This window comes from Paenibacillus sp. SYP-B3998, from assembly GCF_010820665.1.
In the GTDB taxonomy this organism is placed as follows: Bacteria; Bacillota; Bacilli; order Paenibacillales; family NBRC-103111; genus Paenibacillus_E.
Genome location: NZ_JAAIKC010000009.1, coordinates 213,381 through 232,044 on the forward strand (window position 1 = coordinate 213,381; position 18,664 = coordinate 232,044).

The window sequence follows — 18,664 nt, forward strand, 5'->3', positions numbered from 1 at the left end:
AGGATATGATGCAATTATGGGAGCGGCTTTCTAATTCGGCGAAGCCTTACATTATCGCTGAAATTGCTGCTAATCACAATGGAGACCGATTATTGGCCGAGCGGCTGATTTACAAGGCGAAGGAAGCCGGGGTCGATTGCGTAAAGTTTCAATCATGGACAAAGATCAGCCTCATGATCCAATCGAATTATGATAATGAGTTGGAACGTACACTGGATCAATTTAGTATGACCGAAGAGAAGCTGGTTGATATGAAGCAGTTGTGCAATCAGATAGGGATCGAATTTGCCTGCACCCCATTTTCTAAGCGAGAAATTGACTTTCTCGTCCAGTTAGGTGTCCCTTTTATCAAACTTTCATCGACAGAGCTCACCAATATTCCATTGCTTCAGTATGCAGGCGCTACAGGTCTTACGATCGTTTTGTCGACAGGAATGGGGGGATCGGAAGAAATCGCCGAAGCCGTAAGCGTGCTGGAACAAACAGGAAATACTTCAATCGTACTACTTCATTGCGTGTCGGTATATCCGCCGAAAGACGAACACGTTAATTTGAACAATTTGGATGGACTGCGTGCGAGGTATCCCTATCCCATTGGTTTCTCTGACCATACAATTGGGACGGCCATTCCGATTGCGGCTGCCGCCAAAGGGGCTCGGGTCATCGAAAAGCATTTCACGTTAGATAAAGGCTTGCCTGGTTGGGATCATCAAGTATCGGCAACTCCGGAGGAAATGACACAGATTGTTACGGACGTTGGGCGCATTCAAAGCGCACTCGGCAGCTTTGATCGCCGGTTGAGCGAAGAGGAGGAGCGAAATCGTGCGTTTTTTCGCAGAAGCGTCGTTGCCGCACGGGAGATTCAAGCAGGTAAAGTGATCGACTATGACGATTTGGATACAAAGCGGCCGGGAACAGGACTGTCTCCGAGGCTGATCGGACAAATTGTAGGGAAGGCAGCCACACGAACGATTGGCTTCGATGAACTACTCTCGATAAGCGACTTCGAGTAGAGCGCATCGGATTCGATAAGGCCGAGCGAGCGAGAGGGCTAGAACTGACCTGATGGTCTATGGGTTATCGAACAACGTACAAAATTGTTGCTTTACAAGGCTTTACGGACTAGTCTCGCTTATGGTTTTAACCCGAAAATCACCAAAAAAAGGAACGCATGCCTCGTTGGCTGAGTTCCTTTTTTTGTGCAGCGCGAATAACCCTTGTGGGGTAAGGGGCAAGAGTAACAATATGACCCGACAGAAATGGGGGACTGAAAGGTAATAAACGCAGCAGCGGATCCGATGATGCACGATGATCAGATAAGTGGAATTTTGAGGCCATTCTCAATGAAGTTGTTGCAACTACTCTGCAATCGGGTCGCAAGCCTTCTAGTTACGAATGCCTTGCTGCAATTAATTTGATTACAATATTCGGCTACTTGAATTCCTTATTATCCAACATAATTAATTGTTGTGAGGTCGAAGTTTTCGCGATTTTTTTGGTATGGTGAACGAGATGAATAATGTCTTGATAGGCTTGTTTCGCCCCAATAACCAATAAAGGTACTCCAATGAAATCAATCTTGAGCCATCGAGAAAGCATGCCTCCGCATGTCATGGTAAAAGGCACGGTGGGGGACGTATTGGATAGAATGATTTTTTCATGAAGCAATTCTTCTTCGATCAGCATATCAATTAAATTAAAAACGCCTGGAATTAGAATCTTGGATCTTCCCCGGCCCATTGTATAAACTTTATTACCATCTTCGTCTTTACCGTGAAAGTACAATTTTCCTCTATCCTTATAAATCAGTTTATTGAAATTATGCGTGTTTAATATTTCGATTTTCGTGGGCTCGTGAGATTCATCCAACTTATTCAGATGATATGCTGCTGCTAAAACAGTCGTATGCGTTCCGCCGAAATCATTATAAATATAAATCATAGTTGAACCCACCTCATTTTTGGCATTTATAGAATTTTTACCATTATCCCCAAAAACGTAACTTACATGTATTTCCAAGGCGACTTCTTTTGGAAACGTATATAATAAAGCCCAAAAGCGCGCAATGAACACGTACTTAAGGGGATTATAAAATATGGATGTTATACACATGAGCTTCGGGGATTCTGCATATGGGAATTTGAAATATGTTTTTCAAAAAAGTAAGGAGCACCAAAATGAACAAATCATTTGTATCAATGAAGATTTTTCAATCGGTCCTCTTTATAAATTAGAATCTGAAGAAGGAATGCAGGAAAGAAAGCAATGGTTGAAACAATTATTAACACAAACAGGGTCAGTCTCAGATACAGATTACTTAGATTGGATTGAAACAACTCTCAAAAATAATTTACAAGTCGCAATTGGAATTCCAAATAATAGTAAAGTAATCTTATGGCATGGTGACAATACATCTGATGAAATCGGGTTAAGGTTTGTCGCATTTTTGCTTCAAAACAAAAGCATTCAATTTGAAACGGTTAATGTTACAGTATACAGTCGCTATATAGGATTCACAGTACGGGACTTACAGAACAAAGAAGTTCCAGATGTGATAAGAAGCTTAGGTGAGATGCCTCCAAATCTGATTCTAGATGCTCTTCAAATGAAAAAAAGTGTATCTAATATAAAAATTGAAATTTTAATAAATGATTGGAAAGAATGGTCTCAAACGAAAGGGATATTAAGGATATTACTAGATGGGAAAGTAGTGGCTGTATCTGAAGATTATTATGATGCATCTATCTTAGAGAATACACCGAATGAATATCAAAGAGCCTCTTATGTTGTAGGAGAAGTAATGGGGAAAATTGAACAGTGTATAGGTGATACGTATTTAACTTTCCGTGTACAACAGTTGATTCAACAAAGAAAATTAAGTTATCAAGGAGATGTGGGATTTTTAAGTAAAATGGAAATTCGATTACCTTAGATAGGCTCTATATGCATGATCAATTGTATAAAAAAAGAGAAAGATCCATGTATACATGAATCTCTCTCTTTTTGCGGTTCAACGCGATTTAATGAATGATGTCATAAATCAAAACAGGCTCTTCACAAGCTTCATTTTGAATAGAAAAAGCTTGCTCAATTTTAGCGGCAATCGCAGAGACATTTTCCTGATTCGCATGTAGGATGGCAATCGTTTCACCTTGACGAACGGCTTGCCCGACTTTTTTCGTAAGCATGACGCCAACAGCAAGGTCGATGGAAGATTCTTTTGTCGGTCTTCCAGCGCCTAATAGCATAGCTGCGATGCCAATTTCTTCAGCTTGGATGGCATGGATATAACCGTCGACGGGAGCCGTCACGCTCACTTGGTAAGGTGCCTTCGGCAGTTTATCAGGATCATCGATCACATCGGTGGTGCCGCCTTGGGCCGCAACGAATTGTTTAAGCACCTCTAGCGCTTTGCCACTACGAATGAGCTCTTCAAGCAAGCTGTACGCTTGATCGTAGGTATCGGCTTTACCGCCGAGAACAACCATATGCGCGCCTAGCGTTAGGACGAGGCGGGTTAAATCTTCAGGTCCTTGACCACGCAGGGTGTCAATGGCTTCTCTGATTTCCAAGGAATTGCCCACAGCATAGCCAAGCGGTTGGCTCATATCGCTGATGATCGCAACGGTATGTCTGCCCAGCTCGCGTCCAATGTCAACCATCGCCGAGGCAAGCGCTTTGGCATCATCAAGCGATTTCATGAAGGCGCCCGCGCCCGTTTTCACATCCAGGACAATGGCGTCTGCGCCTGCGGCGATCTTTTTGCTCATAATTGAGCTGGCGATGAGCGGAATGGAATCCACAGTCGCCGTTACATCGCGGAGACCGTATAATTTTTTGTCAGCAGGTGTTAAGTTACCGCTTTGGCCAATGACAGCTATCTTGAATTCGTTCACGTTGTGGATGAATTCCTCGGGGGTGAGTTCCACGTGAAAGCCTGGAATTGACTCCAACTTATCAATCGTTCCACCTGTGTGGCCGAGGCCTCTTCCTGACATTTTGGCTACGGGAATGCCGGCCGCTGCGACGAGCGGGGCGAGGATAATCGTTGTGGTATCGCCAACGCCACCTGTACTATGCTTATCTACCTTAACGCCTTCAATTTCGGATAAATTGACCATATCGCCGGATAGCGTCATCGCCATGGTTAGATGGGCAACTTCTTCGGAAGTCATCCCTTTAAAATAAATCGCCATCGCCCATGCGGACAGCTGATAGTCCGGAATGTCACTTTTGGTGTATCCCTTTATAATGAAATCAATTTCTTGCTTGCTTAAGATTCCGCCATCTCTTTTCTTGGCGATTAGGTCTACCATACGCATGTGCATTCACCTCAACAAGAATTTGTTTAAATGGTTTATAATAACAACTTTATATATTCTCATAATAGCTGAAAAAATAAACAAATGTAAAGATGGCTTTTTTCTAAATTTCACAACGTGCTAGTTTCTTAGCTTTGCTGTTCTTAGGGGAAACAGCTCCTTTTTTAGTATCAATACTTTGCAATCTGTTTGAACGATTGATAATCTGTTTAAAGGCATTGTCTTTTTTATAAAATCTCCGTATAATTATATATGAAATTATGTTTATTTGTTTTGAACGTTATTTCAAACGATGTAGAAGGACGGAGACATATGGGTGGAGACAAGCTGGATAAAATCATTGATGCAGCAAGGATGTACTATCAATTAGACTATAACCAACAGGATATTGCCAAGAAATTAGGAGTATCACGCCCAACGGTTTCAAGATTTTTGCAGCAAGCGAAAACGGAGGGTATTGTCCAAATTAAGATTATGGACCCTACTGAAAATAATGAGAATCTAGCCGCCGAGTTAGAACAGAAGTTCAGCCTGAAGAAGGTCATCGTAGCATCGGTTCCACAATATGAGGAGCCTATCGTCAAGAAGTACTTGGGCGAGGCCGCGGCGGATTATTTGTATCAAATTGTGAAAGATGGAGACACAATTGCGACTTCCTGGGGGACTACGCTCTATGAGGTAGCTGTGCAGTTGCAAAATAAGCATGTGAAAGATGTTGCTGTTGTCCAGCTTAACGGCGGTGTCAGTTATTCGGAAACAAATACATACGCTTCAGAGATTCTCCATCTCTTTGGAGCTGCCTATAATACGAATCCGCATCTGCTGCCGTTACCCGCAATCGTTGATCACGCTGTCGTTAGGGAAGCTATTGAGACTGATCGGCATATCCGCAAAATTCTGGATATGGGGAAGAAAGCCAATATTGCGATATTCACGGTTGGAAGTCCATCTGAAGATTCTGTCCTGATCAAAGCTAATTATTTCTCTCCGGCGGATTTGGACATCATTCACGCTAAGGGCGTGGGCGATATCTGTTCTCGCTACATTGATCTGGAAGGCTCGATTTGTAGTGAAGAGCTGGATCGCCGCACGATTGGCATCCATTTGACCGAGCTGAGAAATAAAGAAAAGGCGATTCTTGTTGCTGGGGGCAGGAAGAAGATTGAGTCCATCTATGGGGCTATACGTGGGAGATACACCAATACATTAGTTACGGATCAGTTTACAGCCAAGCATCTGCTTGAATATTAAAAATAACGAGTTGGAAATGGAGAATACCATGGAACAAAATCAAATTGCACGACTCATCGATCATACCTTATTGAAACCTGATGCTGCACAAAATGAAATTGTTAAACTTTGTGGCGAAGCGAAGCAATACAACTTCGCAACCGTATGTGTGAACCCGCATTGGGTAACTTTGGCTGCCAAGGAACTTGCAGGTACTGAGGTTGGGATTACGACTGTTATCGGTTTTCCTTTAGGGGCGACAACAACTTTTTCCAAAATGGCGGAAGCGCGCGATGCGATTGCCAATGGGGCGACTGAGATTGATATGGTGCTTAATATCGGAGCCCTTAAATCCGGCGATTTAGAAACTGTGCGAACCGATGTTGAAGGCGTGGTTCAGGCTGCAAACGGGCAGGCTGTCGTGAAAGTGATCCTCGAAACAGGCTTATTGACAGATGAAGAAAAGGTGAAGGCCTGCACGATTTGCAAGCAGGCTGGAGCGGACTTTGTCAAAACCTCTACAGGCTTTGGTCATGGTGGAGCTACGGTGGATGATATCGCCTTAATGAGAAAGACGGTTGGCCCGGAAATGGGCGTGAAAGCTTCCGGCGGTGTCAGAGATAAGGAAACTGCGCTTAAAATTGTGGCTGCCGGGGCATCGCGTATCGGCGCAAGCGCAAGTATTGCTATCGTGACTGGCGGTCAAGGCGAAGGATACTAAAGGATTCAACAAATTATATGGAGGAACAGGCGCTTGGATGGGCGCCTGTTTCTTTTTTTTGTCCGTTTAAATAATGAGTGCATGGTAACAATGGGTGGTAGCTGGAAAATGGAGGTCTGACCATGCAAAGCTATCACGAAACTGCACCAGAAATGACTTCTGAAAAGACGGATTTATTGAAGGAACTTGAAGAAAACGTAACGGCTGTGCAAGATCGGCTTGGGTATAGTCAAGATCTCGTTGTCAAAATAATCCCAAACAGTGACCGTTTCACCATTGCGCTTTTATATATGGATGGGCTTGTAGACACGCAGGTCGTGAACCAATCAATCGTCCACTCCTTATTAGCCCGTAATCGATCAACCTGGATGGCAGAAGCTGCCGCAAGAACCAGTCCACTGCTTTATCTGCAGGATGAAGTGCTTACAGTGGGCGAAATTGGCTTTTTTACAAATATGGATCATTTATTTGATCGTTTGATGTCAGGTGATGTGATCCTCCTGATGGAAGGTTATGCGGAAGGATTGAATATTGGCGCAGCCGGTTGGGAGGATCGTAATGTAAGCGAGCCTACTTCTCAAGCGGTTGTACGGGGACCGATGGAAGGATTCACGGAGAACATCCGTACGAACACAGCACTCATTCGCCGTAAAATAAAGGACCCACAGCTGTGGCTTCATATGAGGGCGGTTGGAACGGTTACGAAGACGAATGTGGCTGTTATGTATATTAACCATATTGCGGATGAAGGCATCGTACAGGAAGTTTTTCGAAGATTAGACAAGATAAATATCGACGGTATTTTAGAAAGCGGTTATATCGAAGAGTTCATACAGGATAAATTTTGGACGCCCTTCCCTACGGTATACAATAGCGAGCGGCCAGATACGATTGCTGGAGGTTTGCTGGAAGGAAGAGTGGCCATCTTGGTAGACGGTACGCCTTTTGTGCTGCTTGTGCCTGCTTTTTTTGTCCAATTCTTTCAATCGTCGGAAGATTATTATCAACGCTCTGATGTCAGCAGCTTAATGCGCCTGATTCGTTATTTAGCTTTTCTGATTGCGATGCTGGCTCCCTCTCTCTACATAGCGGTTACGACTTTTCATCAGGAGATGCTACCTACTAATCTGCTTATCAATTTGGCGGCGCAGCGCGAAGGGGTCCCTTTTCCCGCTTTCATTGAAGCTTTGCTCATGGAAATCACGTTCGAAATTTTACGTGAAGCTGGCGTTCGTATGCCCAAAACAGTAGGTCAAGCCGTATCCATTGTGGGTACATTGGTTATCGGCCAATCGGCCGTGGAAGCAGGGGTTGTCTCCGCAGTAATGGTCATTATCGTAGCCATAACGGCGATTTCCAGCTTTGTCTTACCTGCCAATAACATCTCCATATCGGTGCGTATGATCCGTTTTGTATTGATGGGACTGGCCGCGTCTTTTGGCTTGGTTGGGATTATGATCGGGTTGTTTGCACTCATGTTCCACCTGAATAGTTTGCGTTCCTTTGGCGTTCCTTATATGAGCACTTTTGCCCCATTCAGCTTTAGTAATCACAAAGATTCCCTGTTTCGAGTGCCATGGACACGTATGTTGACAAGGCCGATGGAAACGGGGAAGCGAAATAAGGTGCGTCAAAGCGAATCTTCAAAATCAAAAATATGAGGCGGGTCATCCATTATGTGGAAATCTGGCGTTTCTTTTGTTATCCTCCTTGTTTTGTTAACCACTTTAACGGGTTGCTGGAACCGTAGGGAACTTAATGAATTAGGCATTCAAATGGGGACGGCCATAGACAAGGTGGGGGACCAATATCAGGTCACGGTGCAGGTTGTTGTCCCCGGTGAAGTATCCACGCGTCAATCTAGCGGACGTTCTACGGTTACGAGCTACAAGGCAACCGCTCCAACCCTTTTCGAAGCCTTCCGAAAGCTGACAGAAACAAGCCCCCGCAAAATTTATTCCGCGCATATTCGTGTTTTAATTCTCGGTGAATCCTTGGTAAAGGATGGAATTACAAATGTCCTCGACATCCTGTCCCGTAATCCAGAAGCTAGAACGGACTTTTATATTCTAGTCGCTAGAGATGTGCCTGCTGAGAAAGTGCTTAAAATTTTAACTTCACTTGAGAAAATACCTGCCAGTCATCTGTTTTATTCACTCGATACTTCAGCTAAAACATGGTCTCCAACGACGACTGTAACGTTGGATCAGCTCATAGATCAGTTAGTTACCGAAGGACTTAATCCCGTATTGACTGGTGTGAAGCTGCTCGGCGATCAACTTGTAGGTGAGGAGAAAAAAAGTGTAGAAGAGATTAAGCCAGCAGCCATGTTGCGTAATGTCGGGCTTGCCGTGTTTAAAAAGGATCGTTTGGTCGGTTGGTTAAACGAAGATGAAAGCAAGGGGTACAATTATATCAGGGATAATGTGAAAAGCTCAGCAGGACATGTAAGCTGCCCGAAAGGGGGACTTATTGGTATCGAGACTATCCGATCCCATACGAAGCTGAAAGGCACAATCGTGAAGGGCGAGCCTGTCATACACATCACGGTTAGAAATGAATCCAACGTCACGGATGCGGAGTGTCAAATCAATTTGGATGATCCTCAAACCATTGCCTTATTGGAAAAGGAATCAGAGGACCACCTCATTGATCTGATGCGGTTGTCCATCGAGGATGTAAGAAAGAAATACAACGTGGATATTTTTGGTTTCGGTCAAGCCATTCACCAGGCGAACCCTAAAGTGTGGAATCGACTTAAAGCAGATTGGGATGAAATTTTTCTTCATCTCAAAGTTGAGTATGATGTCCAGATTACGCTAAAAAGAATTGGCACGACGGTCAATTCCATTAAAAATGATATTAAGGAGTAACCAGGATGTTAGGTGGCGTAACCGTTCTTGTCGTATCAGTAGCAGCTTGCTTTGCGAGTATAGAAATGCCCAGATTGTACAAGAAAGGTTGGAGAAAAGAGCTCTATCTGTATGTGGCTCTTCTAACTCTTGGTGTTACTTTGAGTACGATAATTGCCTTTAAGGCAACGGTTCGAAGCCCGCTTGAAATCCTTGTTTTCATATATAAACCGATCAATGAATGGGTTGGTTCTCTATTTTAGGCCAAAGGGTGAGGCATATGCAGAGTAAGGAGCAAATAGGAACGAGGCAGATGGCTATCTTGGTCATCTATTTTATTATTGGTGATATGCTATTGTTTCTTCCTTCTAATTTGTCAAATACTGCGCATCAAGATGCGTGGATATCTGCTCTGATTGGACTGGCGATTGGCGTAGCAATAGCTTGGTATGTGTATTGGTATAGTCAACGGTTCCCTGGTCTAACGCTTGTTGAAATCCATAATTTGGTGCTAGGTCGGTGGTTTGGAGGGGGAGTTACCCTTGTTTATGTGGTGATTTTTTTTAATAATTCCATTGTTCAAATTAGAGAAATTGGCGATTTCGTATCCACCCAAATGATGACTGAAACGCCCATGCGAGTCATTTGCTTGCTGTTTACTTTCTTATATATCATCGCACTTCGAAGTGGATTGGAAAATATAGCGCGTTTTGCAGAAACATTTTTCCCCATGTTTGCTTTGATGCTGGCTCTATTAATGGTATCTTCACTTCCTGAGTCCCATTTGGCTAATCTTACTCCTGTGCTGGAAAATGGATTTAAGCCTCTTGCGGAAGGGGTCTTATTCTATATCAGCTTTCCTTTTTGTGAAATGTTTGTATTTTGGATGATTTTTCCTAACGTCAATCAAAACAAGCATTTTCGGAGAGATTATGTAATCGCCGCTTTAATTGGAGGAGCAACAATTTTTTCCGTTTTAATGATCTCTTTACTCGTCCTGGGACCGTACTTAACTAGTCATCAAATGTATTCGACGTATACGTTAGCCAAAAAAATCAGCATTGGCCATTTTATAGAAAGAATTGAAGCGATATTGGCGATCACCTGGATTTTATCCACTTTTATGCGGAGTATTATTTATGGTTACGCGTTTATTCGGGGAATAGAACAAATGTTCCATTTAAAGGACTATCGTACATTAACGGTTCCGCTAGGGGTTGTGGCTTTCGGGTACGCAATGCTGATTTACCCTAATATTGTGTTTTTCAACTCCGTTAACCCCTATTGGATCAGTATGGATCTTACAGTAATTCCGTTTCTTTCATTGACCGTATACATCATTTATGTAATCAAGTCACGTTTCCAACAGAATACGCCCCGTCAATGATAAGTCGTACCCGTGGATGAAGCGAAGTTCGTTATGAAAGCTATCCGATTGCAAAATCTGTTTAATCTGCTCGATCCATGCGAGATTCTCCGGTTTTTTCAGCATCACAAGATCGTAGCGTTCTTGGATTAGAGGAATAAATGTAACGCCGCCAACAAGATTGGCGGCTTTTTCGATGCCGACGCCGACGTCGGCTTCACCGGAAGCAACCTTACCGGCTACGCTCATATGGTTCGTTTCCTCGATTTCATATCCGCTGAGCAATTGAGGCGCGATACGGTGAAGACGGAGCTGTTCGTCGAGTAAAACACGGGCACCCGAGCCTTTTTCGCGGTTGGCGATGCGCAAGCCAGCGAGCTTGAGATCGGACCAGGCGTTAAGCTGCTTCGGATTGCCTTCCTGCACATATAGACCTGCCGCGCGCGAAATTAGGTTCACGACGACATAGGAGGAGCCGATCAGCAGTTTGCGGATATAAGGGAGGTTGTAGTCCCCCGTATCGCCATCTAGCAGATGCGTGCTGACGATGTCAGATTCGCCGCGGTACATCGAGATTAAGCTGTCGAGACTTCCGACATAGGAACGAAGAGGCCGGATGCCCGTTATTTTTTTCTCGATGTGCTTAGCCAATATATCTAAGCTAACATCTTGCCCGGTAATTACCAGGGAGCGGTTTAAGGAAGAGAGTAGTGGGGTCTCGCTTGGTATGAAGGGCGTTTTCGGATCTACCTTATGAACAGCAGCGAACTGTCCGCTTTTAGCTCGCGTTTTGTAAGCATCAAGATCCGTCGCATCGACACGCATCTGTTTGCCGACACGATAAGCGGGGAGGTCGCCTTTTTTAATAAGATCATAAACGGTTAGCTTGGATATTTTGAGCAGCTTGGCAATTTCTTCAGTTGTATAGGAAATATCGGATGTCATCGTTTCCTCCAGCGTAGGTTTATACGTATCATATGCGCTTAAATCAATTATTTCAATTGCAATTGTTTACTAGTATAGAAGGATTCAAGTATAATAATCCCATGTTATATATCTAATTATATCTAATTATATTTAATTAGGCTATGGAGGGCTTATCATGAGTAGACTTATTAAAAGTAGTATGGTTTCATTTATTCTCATTCTGTTAGTTATTGTTTTTACAGCTTGTGGCGAGAAGAAGGAATCCCCATCAGTAAGTGCTCCACAGACGCAAGCACCGCAACAAACCGTAGAACTTACCATCTCAGCAGCTGCTAGCTTGACTGACGCATTAAAAGAGATTCAAACCGCTTACGAGCAAACAAATAAAAACATAAAGCTCAATTATAATTTCGGTGCATCCGGTGCGCTCCAGCAGCAAATTGAACAGGGAGCCCCTTCAGATGTTTTTATTTCCGCAGCTTCGAAAAATATGAAAGCACTTGTGGATAAGCAGCTCATCGAAGAGTCGCAGCAAAAGAATCTGTTGATCAATGAATTGGTTGTCGTCATACCAACGGATAGCAAAGCGGCTGTTCAACAAATCGATGACTTGTCCGGAGCCGACATCAAGCATTTAGCCGTCGGCGAGCCGCAAACCGTGCCGGCCGGCAATTACGCGAAGGAAGCGTTGACGAGCGCTAAGTTATGGGATCCGCTCCAAGCCAAGCTTGTGCAAGGTAAGGATGTGCGACAAGTGCTGACCTATGTAGAGTCCGGTAATGCCGAAGCGGGTTTCGTTTATAAAACGGATGCGCTTACCTCTAAGAAAGTAAAAGTAGCCTTCAGCGTTGATCCTAAAACCTATGCAGCCATTACTTATCCTGCAGGGATTGTGAAAGCAACGAAACATGCCAAAGAAGCCGCAGATTTCTATGCCTATCTGCATACAAAAGCAGCACAAGATGTATTTGTACGCTATGGCTTCTCCTTGCCTAAATGATGCCCGCACAGATGCAATGGAGCGAATTGGCAGCGCCTATTCTGCTTTCACTAAAGGTTGCAATTGTTTCAAGCATCGTAGTGTTGTTCCTAGGCGTATGGCTGGCTTGGGGAATGTCGAAGAGCAGATTTAAGGGGAAAACACTGCTGGAGACAGTAGTGTTACTGCCGCTCGTACTGCCGCCAACGGTTGTAGGATTTGTGCTGCTTGTTATGCTAGGAAAGAAGAGCTGGGTTGGTCAGCTTATGGAAGCGTTGTTTCAACAACCGATTATTTTTACATGGGGAGCTGCTGTGATCGCATCGATCGTGGTGGCTTTCCCTCTTGTTTACCAAACAATGAAGACGGGCTTCGCTTTAGTTAGCCGCGATATTGAGGAGTCTGCAAGGTCTGCCGGAGCGAGTGAGTGGCAAGTCCTACGCCTCGTTACACTTCCTCTAGCTTGGCGCTCGATTCTCACTGCCTTTATACTTGGTTTTGCTCGTGGTCTTGGCGAGTTCGGCGCAACGTTGATGATTGCAGGTAATATCCCTCATCGCACGCAGACGCTGCCCACAGCAATCTATATTGCCGTAGAATCTGGGAATATGACGCTTGCTTGGTGCTGGGCGGGGGCAATTATTCTCATATCCTTCATCTTGTTGTATGCGGTCAGTCCCCGAAAATCGGAGTAGTAACTTGGATTATTCCATTATACAATGGGGGGAATTACCAATATCGAATGCAGATAAGATAAGGAGCTGGCGAGAATGTTTAATCGACCTGTTTTGCACATTCCCAAATCGAAACTAGAGGTTGTTCATGACGCGTTAGCCATCGTAATCCTGCTTGGGATCATGGCTTATACAGCTTTTGTGTGGGCCGCGCTGCCTGACCAGTTTCCGACCCATTTTGATAGTTCAGGGAAACCAAATGGATGGGGAGGCCGGGGGAACTTGCTTCTGCTGCCAATTTTGAGTGTGTTTATATATGCGGGTCTAACTTTACTGCGTAAAGTTCCGCATAAATTCAACTATCTTCGGGAGATTACAGAAGCAAATGCGCAGCGGCAATATGTCATTGCCATTCAGATGCTTAGCTGGATGAAGGTGCTAATCGTTGCCTTGTTTGGCTTTGTAGAATGGAATATAATTCAAGCCGCTTATGGCTATGAGCCCCAAGCCTGGTTATTAGTCATATCTGTTCTTATTTTTTTAGCTGTGATATTCTTTCATATTATAAGATCGCTGAAAGCCAACTAGCGTTAATCAAACCACCCTTTTTTTCTAAACCAAGTAAACATCCCGAATCCAATGCCAAACATCAGCGCTAAGACGGCGAAGTATCCCCATTGCCATTGCAGTTCCGGCATGAAGTTGAAATTCATTCCATAAATACCCGCAATAAAGGTTAGAGGCATGAAGATCGTGGTAATAACAGTTAACGTTTTCATAATCGTATTCATGCGATTTGAATTTAACGAGATGTAGCTATCCCGCATATCTGCCGTCATGTCGCGATTGGATTCGATCATTTCAGAAAGCTTGAGCAAATGGTCGTGAATGTCCGTGAAAAATAAAACATGCTCTTTAATCTCTGTAATACGATCGGTATTAATAAGCCGGTACAAAAGATCTCGCATCGGCACGATCGTGCGGCGTAACTTTAACAGCTTGGCGCGAATTTCAAAAATATGCTTCATCAACATTTGAGTCGATTCCGAGTTGACGTTGCTCTCGATCTCATCCAGTTGGTCTTCTAATTGAAATACGCTAGGAAAGTATTGATCGACCAAGTTGTCAAGAACTAGGTAGGCCGCATAGATATGCCCCTTATCTCGGATCATTTCTTGCTCTTTAATTCGGCCCCAGGCGTCTTCAATCTCCCTCGATTCATGCAAATGGAAAGTCACCATAAAGTTCGGCCCCAAAAACATATCCACTTCTTCCGCAGCTAAGGTTTTGGTATTAATCGCGTGCATTACAAAGAAATGGACATCTTCGTAATGATCCATTTTCGGCCGCTGCAATAAATAAAAGCAATCCTCAATGGCAAGCGAATGGAAATGAAAATACGTCTTCAATTGCTCGGCTTCTTCTTCCGTGGGGTTGTTAAAGTCTACCCAATACCATCGGATGTCAGCATGTGAAAGCCGATCAAGCGACACATGCTCAAGTATTTCATATTCTGTTGTTATTCCTAATGAACGAATCATGTAATTACTCCTCGAGCGCTATATTTCTTCTTTTATTGTACCACGACCGAACGGATCTATTGAAATGACAAGTCCACATAGAGAATCTTCTCTAAAATTTGTAACACAATTGGAACATTCCTGTTATCGTCCCATAACATTCACAGGGTATTATAATAAACAAGACCCCCTTTTTTTAATATATAATTTGGATCTGGCCCCGTTGGCTAGGTCCCCTTTTTTTGTCCGGGGCAATGATCATCTTAATAGGATAATATATATATGCTGTTTACAAAATCGAAGAAAAATATGTCGTATTTTGTAAAGTTGTGTATAATGAGCGAAGGGTGATTAGAAAAATAACCCAAGTACTATTTCATTTGTTAGGAGAGAATATGAAATGAAAAAGGAATTAAGCGCTTTCCTTGCTGGCATCATGGTTTTTGGGTCGCTTTTAGCAGGGGTAGCCAATGCGGATACTCTTAAAAATCCTGAAACGGTTAAGAGTGTGACATCAAAGGTTAACACAAATCTAAGCGAGCTCAACGATGTGACCGAGCATTGGGCAAATCAAGAAATTGCACGTTGGAACAAAAGAGGGATTATTCAAGGGGTAGAAAATGGGAATTTCGAACCTGAACGAGGACTAACCCGCGCTGAATGGGTAACCTTAGTTAATCGATTATTTCAGTACCAGGAATTAAAACCAACAAAATTTTCTGATGTAAAAGTGAATGATTGGTTTTCAAAAGATGTTCAAGTAGCCACCGCAGCGGGATACATAAACGGATATGAGGATAGTACCTTTAAACCAAATGCAGTTTTAACAAGGCAAGAAGCAGCTGCCATGATTAGTCGCGTTCTTAACCTTAAGGCCGATGATCAAGCCCCTTCCTTTAGTGATGGAAACCTTATTGCGCCTTGGGCTAGAGAGTCAATCTCTGCTGTATACCAAAAAGGAATCATTCAAGGATTTCAAGACGAGAGCTTCCAGCCCACTAAAGCGATAACTCGGGCAGAGGCTATGTTACTGTTGGATCGTGCATTTACAACGTATGGTAACTGGTATGACGAAGAGCGAACTTATGGTCCGGAAAGTGGGAAAGATGAACTACCAGGCAGTGTGATTATTAATCACGCAGGCGCTAAGCTCCAAAATTTAGATATTGCCGGCGATTTAATTATTGGAAAGCAAGTTGGTGACGGTAATATTTATTTGAAAAATGTTACTGTTCACGGGAAAACCTATGTTTACGGGGGCGGTGAGCATAGCGTCCACTTAGAAGATAGTATTATTCTTACAGTTATTATTAACAAAGTAGACGGCACCGTAAGGCTTGTTGCTACTGGTAGCACTAGTGTGAAGGAAATAACCATCCAGACAAGTGCAAACATTGAGGCAGGCAAAGGAACGAGTATAAATAAACTGACCTTAAGCAATGACCTTCCCGAAAAATCGCGTGTCATGATTAATGGTAGTTTCGATACCGTCAATGTCGAAGCGAAAAGTATCTTAGTTCAAATTCCTCAAGGGAATATTAACCAACTAAATGTAAGTAAAGGTGCGGAAGGAACTACGCTTGAAACAAGTAAAGAATCTCGCATCCTATCTCTTGTCCTCGATGCTGCTACAAAAGTATTAGGCAGCGGAAGCATTGATAAGGCTACAATCAACTCAACTGGAATTTCAATGGAGCAACAACCGAAAAATATGGCCATTGGTAGTAATGTACCAAGTGATGTTAAGGTCAATATTGGTGGTAACGATAAGCCGGCTTCTTCCTCAAACAACTCTCCAGTTGGTGGTGGAGGATCTAATAACTCCGGTGGTGGTAGCACTGGTGGCTCCGATAATTCTGGCAATGGCGGAAACACTGGTGGATCAAATGGAAAAGATAAAGATGGTGCATTAGAGGGAGGAAGTTGGTATTATCTTGGACTTGCTTCCGATACTGTTACAGTTGGTGAGTCAGTCTATGTTACTAGTACACGAAGTGGAACTTTTTATTTATTCCAATCTGGTATAAGTCCAACCGATCAAGTGTTATTAGAGGCAGGAGTAGCAGCAGGAACCGTGAGAAAAACAAGCATACAAGCTGGTGTCCGCACGGCAATGGATACAACAGGTCTACCTTTTAATTCGTTCTATGGGTTAGTTGTTTTCGACTCAGATCATAAGCCTTCTTCTTATAGATACGTTACGGTACTGGATAATCAAACAAAAGCATTAAATAGTGAACCAAGTATCGTTAGTGTAGGTGCAGATCCACAGTACCTGGAATTTATCTACAATCGTGATATTAAAATCGTTGAGGGTAAAGACCTAAGAACATCGGTTACAGTTGCGACGTACAATCAACCCTTCGCCCCATTGTCCATGGACGATGATGTGAAAATTGTTAGGAACAAAATTATATTAACCCCTAAAAAACCATATGGCAAAAAATATAAGTTGGCGATTGCAACGAATACGATCCAAACGTTAGATGGGAAATATGCGAATAAAGGTTACGTTACGCCATATACGTTGAATTCATTTGGGAAAGTATTTATGATTTCTCCTACTTATACCTATAATATGAAAATTAAAATTGGCACAAAAATAAAGTTTAAAAGTGAAAGAGACGATTCAATCTATTTTGTACTTGATAGTACGGTCGGAACCGAAGCTGATTTCGATAAAGAAGCCAATGATCATGGGAAAAAGATAATCGTCCCTAAAGATGGAGTAGACGAAACGTATGAAATAGATACTTCTTCCTTAAATAAAGGTCATTATAGACTCTATCCATGGACAGGAATTTCTTTGTACGTTGAGCTGATTGACTAATAAAAGACGTTTGAAAATAGGCATATACAAGCAGAAAACCCGACCTTTTTTAAGGGCGGGTTTTCTAATAAAGTTGTTTGAATACTATTGAATGTGCGCAATAAAGACCATTATTGCAGGCCTTCTGTCAGCCCATGATCGACTCAAGAAATAGACATTATCAACCTCAACTTCTATAACTCTTTACAACAAAGAGTAAGCATGTTATCCTTTTAATACCAAGTAATTAAATGTGAATAATGGTATACCGGACGACCGGAGACGAACAATTCAATTGTTGCGTCTTTTTTTATTTTCAAAATCATTTCAAGTGTTGGATGGAGGGATGCAGATTATGAGTTTTCAAAAAGTCGGAGGTATCACACAGGAAAGAAGGCAGAGAGCTTTTCAGGAAGCGCTAACGTACCAACAGTTTGTGAGTAGAGCTGAGGTCAATGTGGAACGGCTGCAGATCAATTATGAGCTTTACAAATTGAAAGAGCGGGATCTAGCTTATTTTACCGGGCTTTCCGAGCCCATTGATGTGCTGGTGCTGGCACATGATTGGTGTGGCGATGTGGTGGCGAATTTACCGCTTTTCGGTAAAATTGAACGGGAAACGGGCGGGTTGAAGCTCCATATTTTGCTGCGCGACCCAGACAATCAGGATATCGGGGAAACGTATTTACATACGGATGGAACGAATCACATTCCGACCTATGTGTTTTTTAACAAAACGGGTGAGGAACTGGGTGTATTCATAGAGCGTCCAGATTCGATAACGGAGCTGAGCAAGGAATGGAGAGAGAATTTCTGGGATCAGCATCCACAATGGGAAGGAAGAGGTAAATTCCCATCCGAACTGGATGAACAGGTGCGCAAAGCGTTATTCTCTTTTATAAAAGAGCAGCGCCCACAGGCTGTTGAACAAGAGCAGCAGGCTATTATTGATATTATTCGTTCGATTATTTCGCAGTTTTAGTATGGATAATGCAGGAGACTTGACCTTATTGGGTCATGTCTCTTTTTTTTAGATATAAGAATTTATATGCTTTTGGGTGAGCGAAACGTCCCCCTTATGGATATGAGTACAAAATTATCGATAAGCGTCAAACCTAAAAGAGACACAAAAAGAGAAGTAGAAGGCAGCTCCAAGTAGAACAAAAAAGGAGATGGGTATGGGTGGAGAAGCGTTAGCGGGTGCCTTTAAAGTCGTGTTCACACCACCTTGTAAATTCAAGGAACACGACTTTAACAGCGGTTG

At 43.1% G+C, this 18,664-nt stretch carries 17 protein-coding genes; 13 read left to right on the top strand and 4 right to left on the bottom strand.

What is annotated here, in order from left to right; all coding sequences use genetic code 11:
* Positions 1 to 5: 5 nt before the first annotated feature.
* A complete protein-coding gene (locus GK047_RS21215; protein ID WP_163951454.1) occupies positions 6 to 1,013 on the top strand; it encodes an N-acetylneuraminate synthase family protein in 1,008 nt (335 codons plus the stop codon).
* Positions 1,014 to 1,431: 418 nt separating this feature from the next.
* Here GK047_RS21215 and GK047_RS21220 read toward each other — a convergent pair whose 3' ends face one another.
* Entirely contained in the window at positions 1,432 to 1,941 is a 510-nt protein-coding gene (locus tag GK047_RS21220; protein ID WP_163951456.1) for a DUF3189 family protein, read from the bottom strand.
* 154 nt (positions 1,942 to 2,095) lie between these two features.
* On the opposite strand from GK047_RS21220, the gene GK047_RS21225 reads away from it, so the two are divergent.
* Positions 2,096 to 2,932: a DUF1835 domain-containing protein gene (locus GK047_RS21225; RefSeq protein ID WP_163951458.1), complete on the top strand. Its 837-nt coding sequence runs from the start codon at positions 2,096 to 2,098 to the stop codon at positions 2,930 to 2,932.
* Between the two features lie 88 nt (positions 2,933 to 3,020).
* Here the strand turns inward: GK047_RS21225 and GK047_RS21230 are convergent, their stop codons facing one another.
* On the bottom strand, positions 3,021 to 4,322 hold the full coding sequence (locus tag GK047_RS21230) for a pyrimidine-nucleoside phosphorylase (RefSeq protein ID WP_163951460.1): 1,302 nt from the start codon (positions 4,320 to 4,322) through the stop codon (positions 3,021 to 3,023).
* Positions 4,323 to 4,634: 312 nt separating this feature from the next.
* On the opposite strand from GK047_RS21230, the gene GK047_RS21235 reads away from it, so the two are divergent.
* The 6 genes from GK047_RS21235 to GK047_RS21260 all read left to right on the top strand — a co-directional run bounded on the left by GK047_RS21235 (position 4,635) and on the right by GK047_RS21260 (position 10,512).
* Entirely contained in the window at positions 4,635 to 5,573 is a 939-nt protein-coding gene (locus GK047_RS21235; RefSeq protein ID WP_163951462.1) for a sugar-binding transcriptional regulator, read from the top strand.
* A 28-nt stretch (positions 5,574 to 5,601) separates the two neighbouring features.
* Positions 5,602 to 6,273, top strand: a complete 672-nt coding sequence (deoC, locus tag GK047_RS21240; RefSeq protein WP_163951464.1) for a deoxyribose-phosphate aldolase — start codon at positions 5,602 to 5,604, stop codon at positions 6,271 to 6,273.
* A 122-nt stretch (positions 6,274 to 6,395) separates the two neighbouring features.
* Positions 6,396 to 7,934: a spore germination protein gene (locus GK047_RS21245; RefSeq protein ID WP_163951466.1), complete on the top strand. Its 1,539-nt coding sequence runs from the start codon at positions 6,396 to 6,398 to the stop codon at positions 7,932 to 7,934.
* A gap of 15 nt (positions 7,935 to 7,949) precedes the next feature.
* The gene (locus tag GK047_RS21250; RefSeq protein ID WP_163951467.1) at positions 7,950 to 9,146 is read left to right on the top strand and encodes a Ger(x)C family spore germination protein; all 1,197 of its coding nucleotides are present in this window, start codon (positions 7,950 to 7,952) and stop codon (positions 9,144 to 9,146) included.
* Positions 9,147 to 9,151: 5 nt separating this feature from the next.
* The gene (locus GK047_RS21255) at positions 9,152 to 9,388 is read left to right on the top strand and encodes a hypothetical protein (protein WP_163951470.1); all 237 of its coding nucleotides are present in this window, start codon (positions 9,152 to 9,154) and stop codon (positions 9,386 to 9,388) included.
* A 17-nt stretch (positions 9,389 to 9,405) separates the two neighbouring features.
* Positions 9,406 to 10,512, top strand: a complete 1,107-nt coding sequence (locus GK047_RS21260) for a GerAB/ArcD/ProY family transporter (protein WP_163951472.1) — start codon at positions 9,406 to 9,408, stop codon at positions 10,510 to 10,512.
* Here the strand turns inward: GK047_RS21260 and GK047_RS21265 are convergent.
* Positions 10,480 to 11,436 (bottom strand): helix-turn-helix transcriptional regulator, encoded by a 957-nt coding sequence (locus GK047_RS21265; RefSeq protein WP_163951474.1) that lies wholly within the window; start codon positions 11,434 to 11,436, stop codon positions 10,480 to 10,482. The two genes, GK047_RS21260 and GK047_RS21265, sit on opposite strands and share 33 nt — an antisense overlap.
* 157 nt (positions 11,437 to 11,593) lie before the next feature.
* Here GK047_RS21265 and modA point away from each other — a divergent pair, with 157 nt between their 5' ends.
* From modA to GK047_RS21280, 3 genes are all read left to right on the top strand, one after another.
* A complete protein-coding gene (gene modA / locus GK047_RS21270; protein WP_163951476.1) occupies positions 11,594 to 12,418 on the top strand; it encodes a molybdate ABC transporter substrate-binding protein in 825 nt (274 codons plus the stop codon).
* Between the two features lie 11 nt (positions 12,419 to 12,429).
* Positions 12,430 to 13,092 (top strand): molybdate ABC transporter permease subunit, encoded by a 663-nt coding sequence (modB, locus tag GK047_RS21275; RefSeq protein ID WP_240344076.1) that lies wholly within the window; start codon positions 12,430 to 12,432, stop codon positions 13,090 to 13,092.
* 75 nt (positions 13,093 to 13,167) lie between these two features.
* Complete coding sequence (locus GK047_RS21280) at positions 13,168 to 13,659, top strand: DUF1648 domain-containing protein (RefSeq protein ID WP_163951480.1); 492 nt, start codon at positions 13,168 to 13,170, stop codon at positions 13,657 to 13,659.
* 2 nt (positions 13,660 to 13,661) lie between these two features.
* Here the strand turns inward: GK047_RS21280 and corA are convergent, their stop codons facing one another.
* A complete protein-coding gene (corA, locus tag GK047_RS21285) occupies positions 13,662 to 14,612 on the bottom strand; it encodes a magnesium/cobalt transporter CorA (protein WP_163951482.1) in 951 nt (316 codons plus the stop codon).
* A 379-nt stretch (positions 14,613 to 14,991) separates the two neighbouring features.
* On the opposite strand from corA, the gene GK047_RS21290 reads away from it, so the two are divergent.
* A complete protein-coding gene (locus GK047_RS21290; RefSeq protein WP_163951484.1) occupies positions 14,992 to 17,421 on the top strand; it encodes an S-layer homology domain-containing protein in 2,430 nt (809 codons plus the stop codon).
* Positions 17,422 to 17,755: 334 nt separating this feature from the next.
* Positions 17,756 to 18,382 carry a thioredoxin family protein gene (locus tag GK047_RS21295; RefSeq protein ID WP_163951486.1) on the top strand — a complete coding sequence of 209 codons (627 nt, stop codon included), beginning with the start codon at positions 17,756 to 17,758 and terminating at the stop codon, positions 18,380 to 18,382.
* Positions 18,383 to 18,664 lie beyond the last annotated feature (282 nt).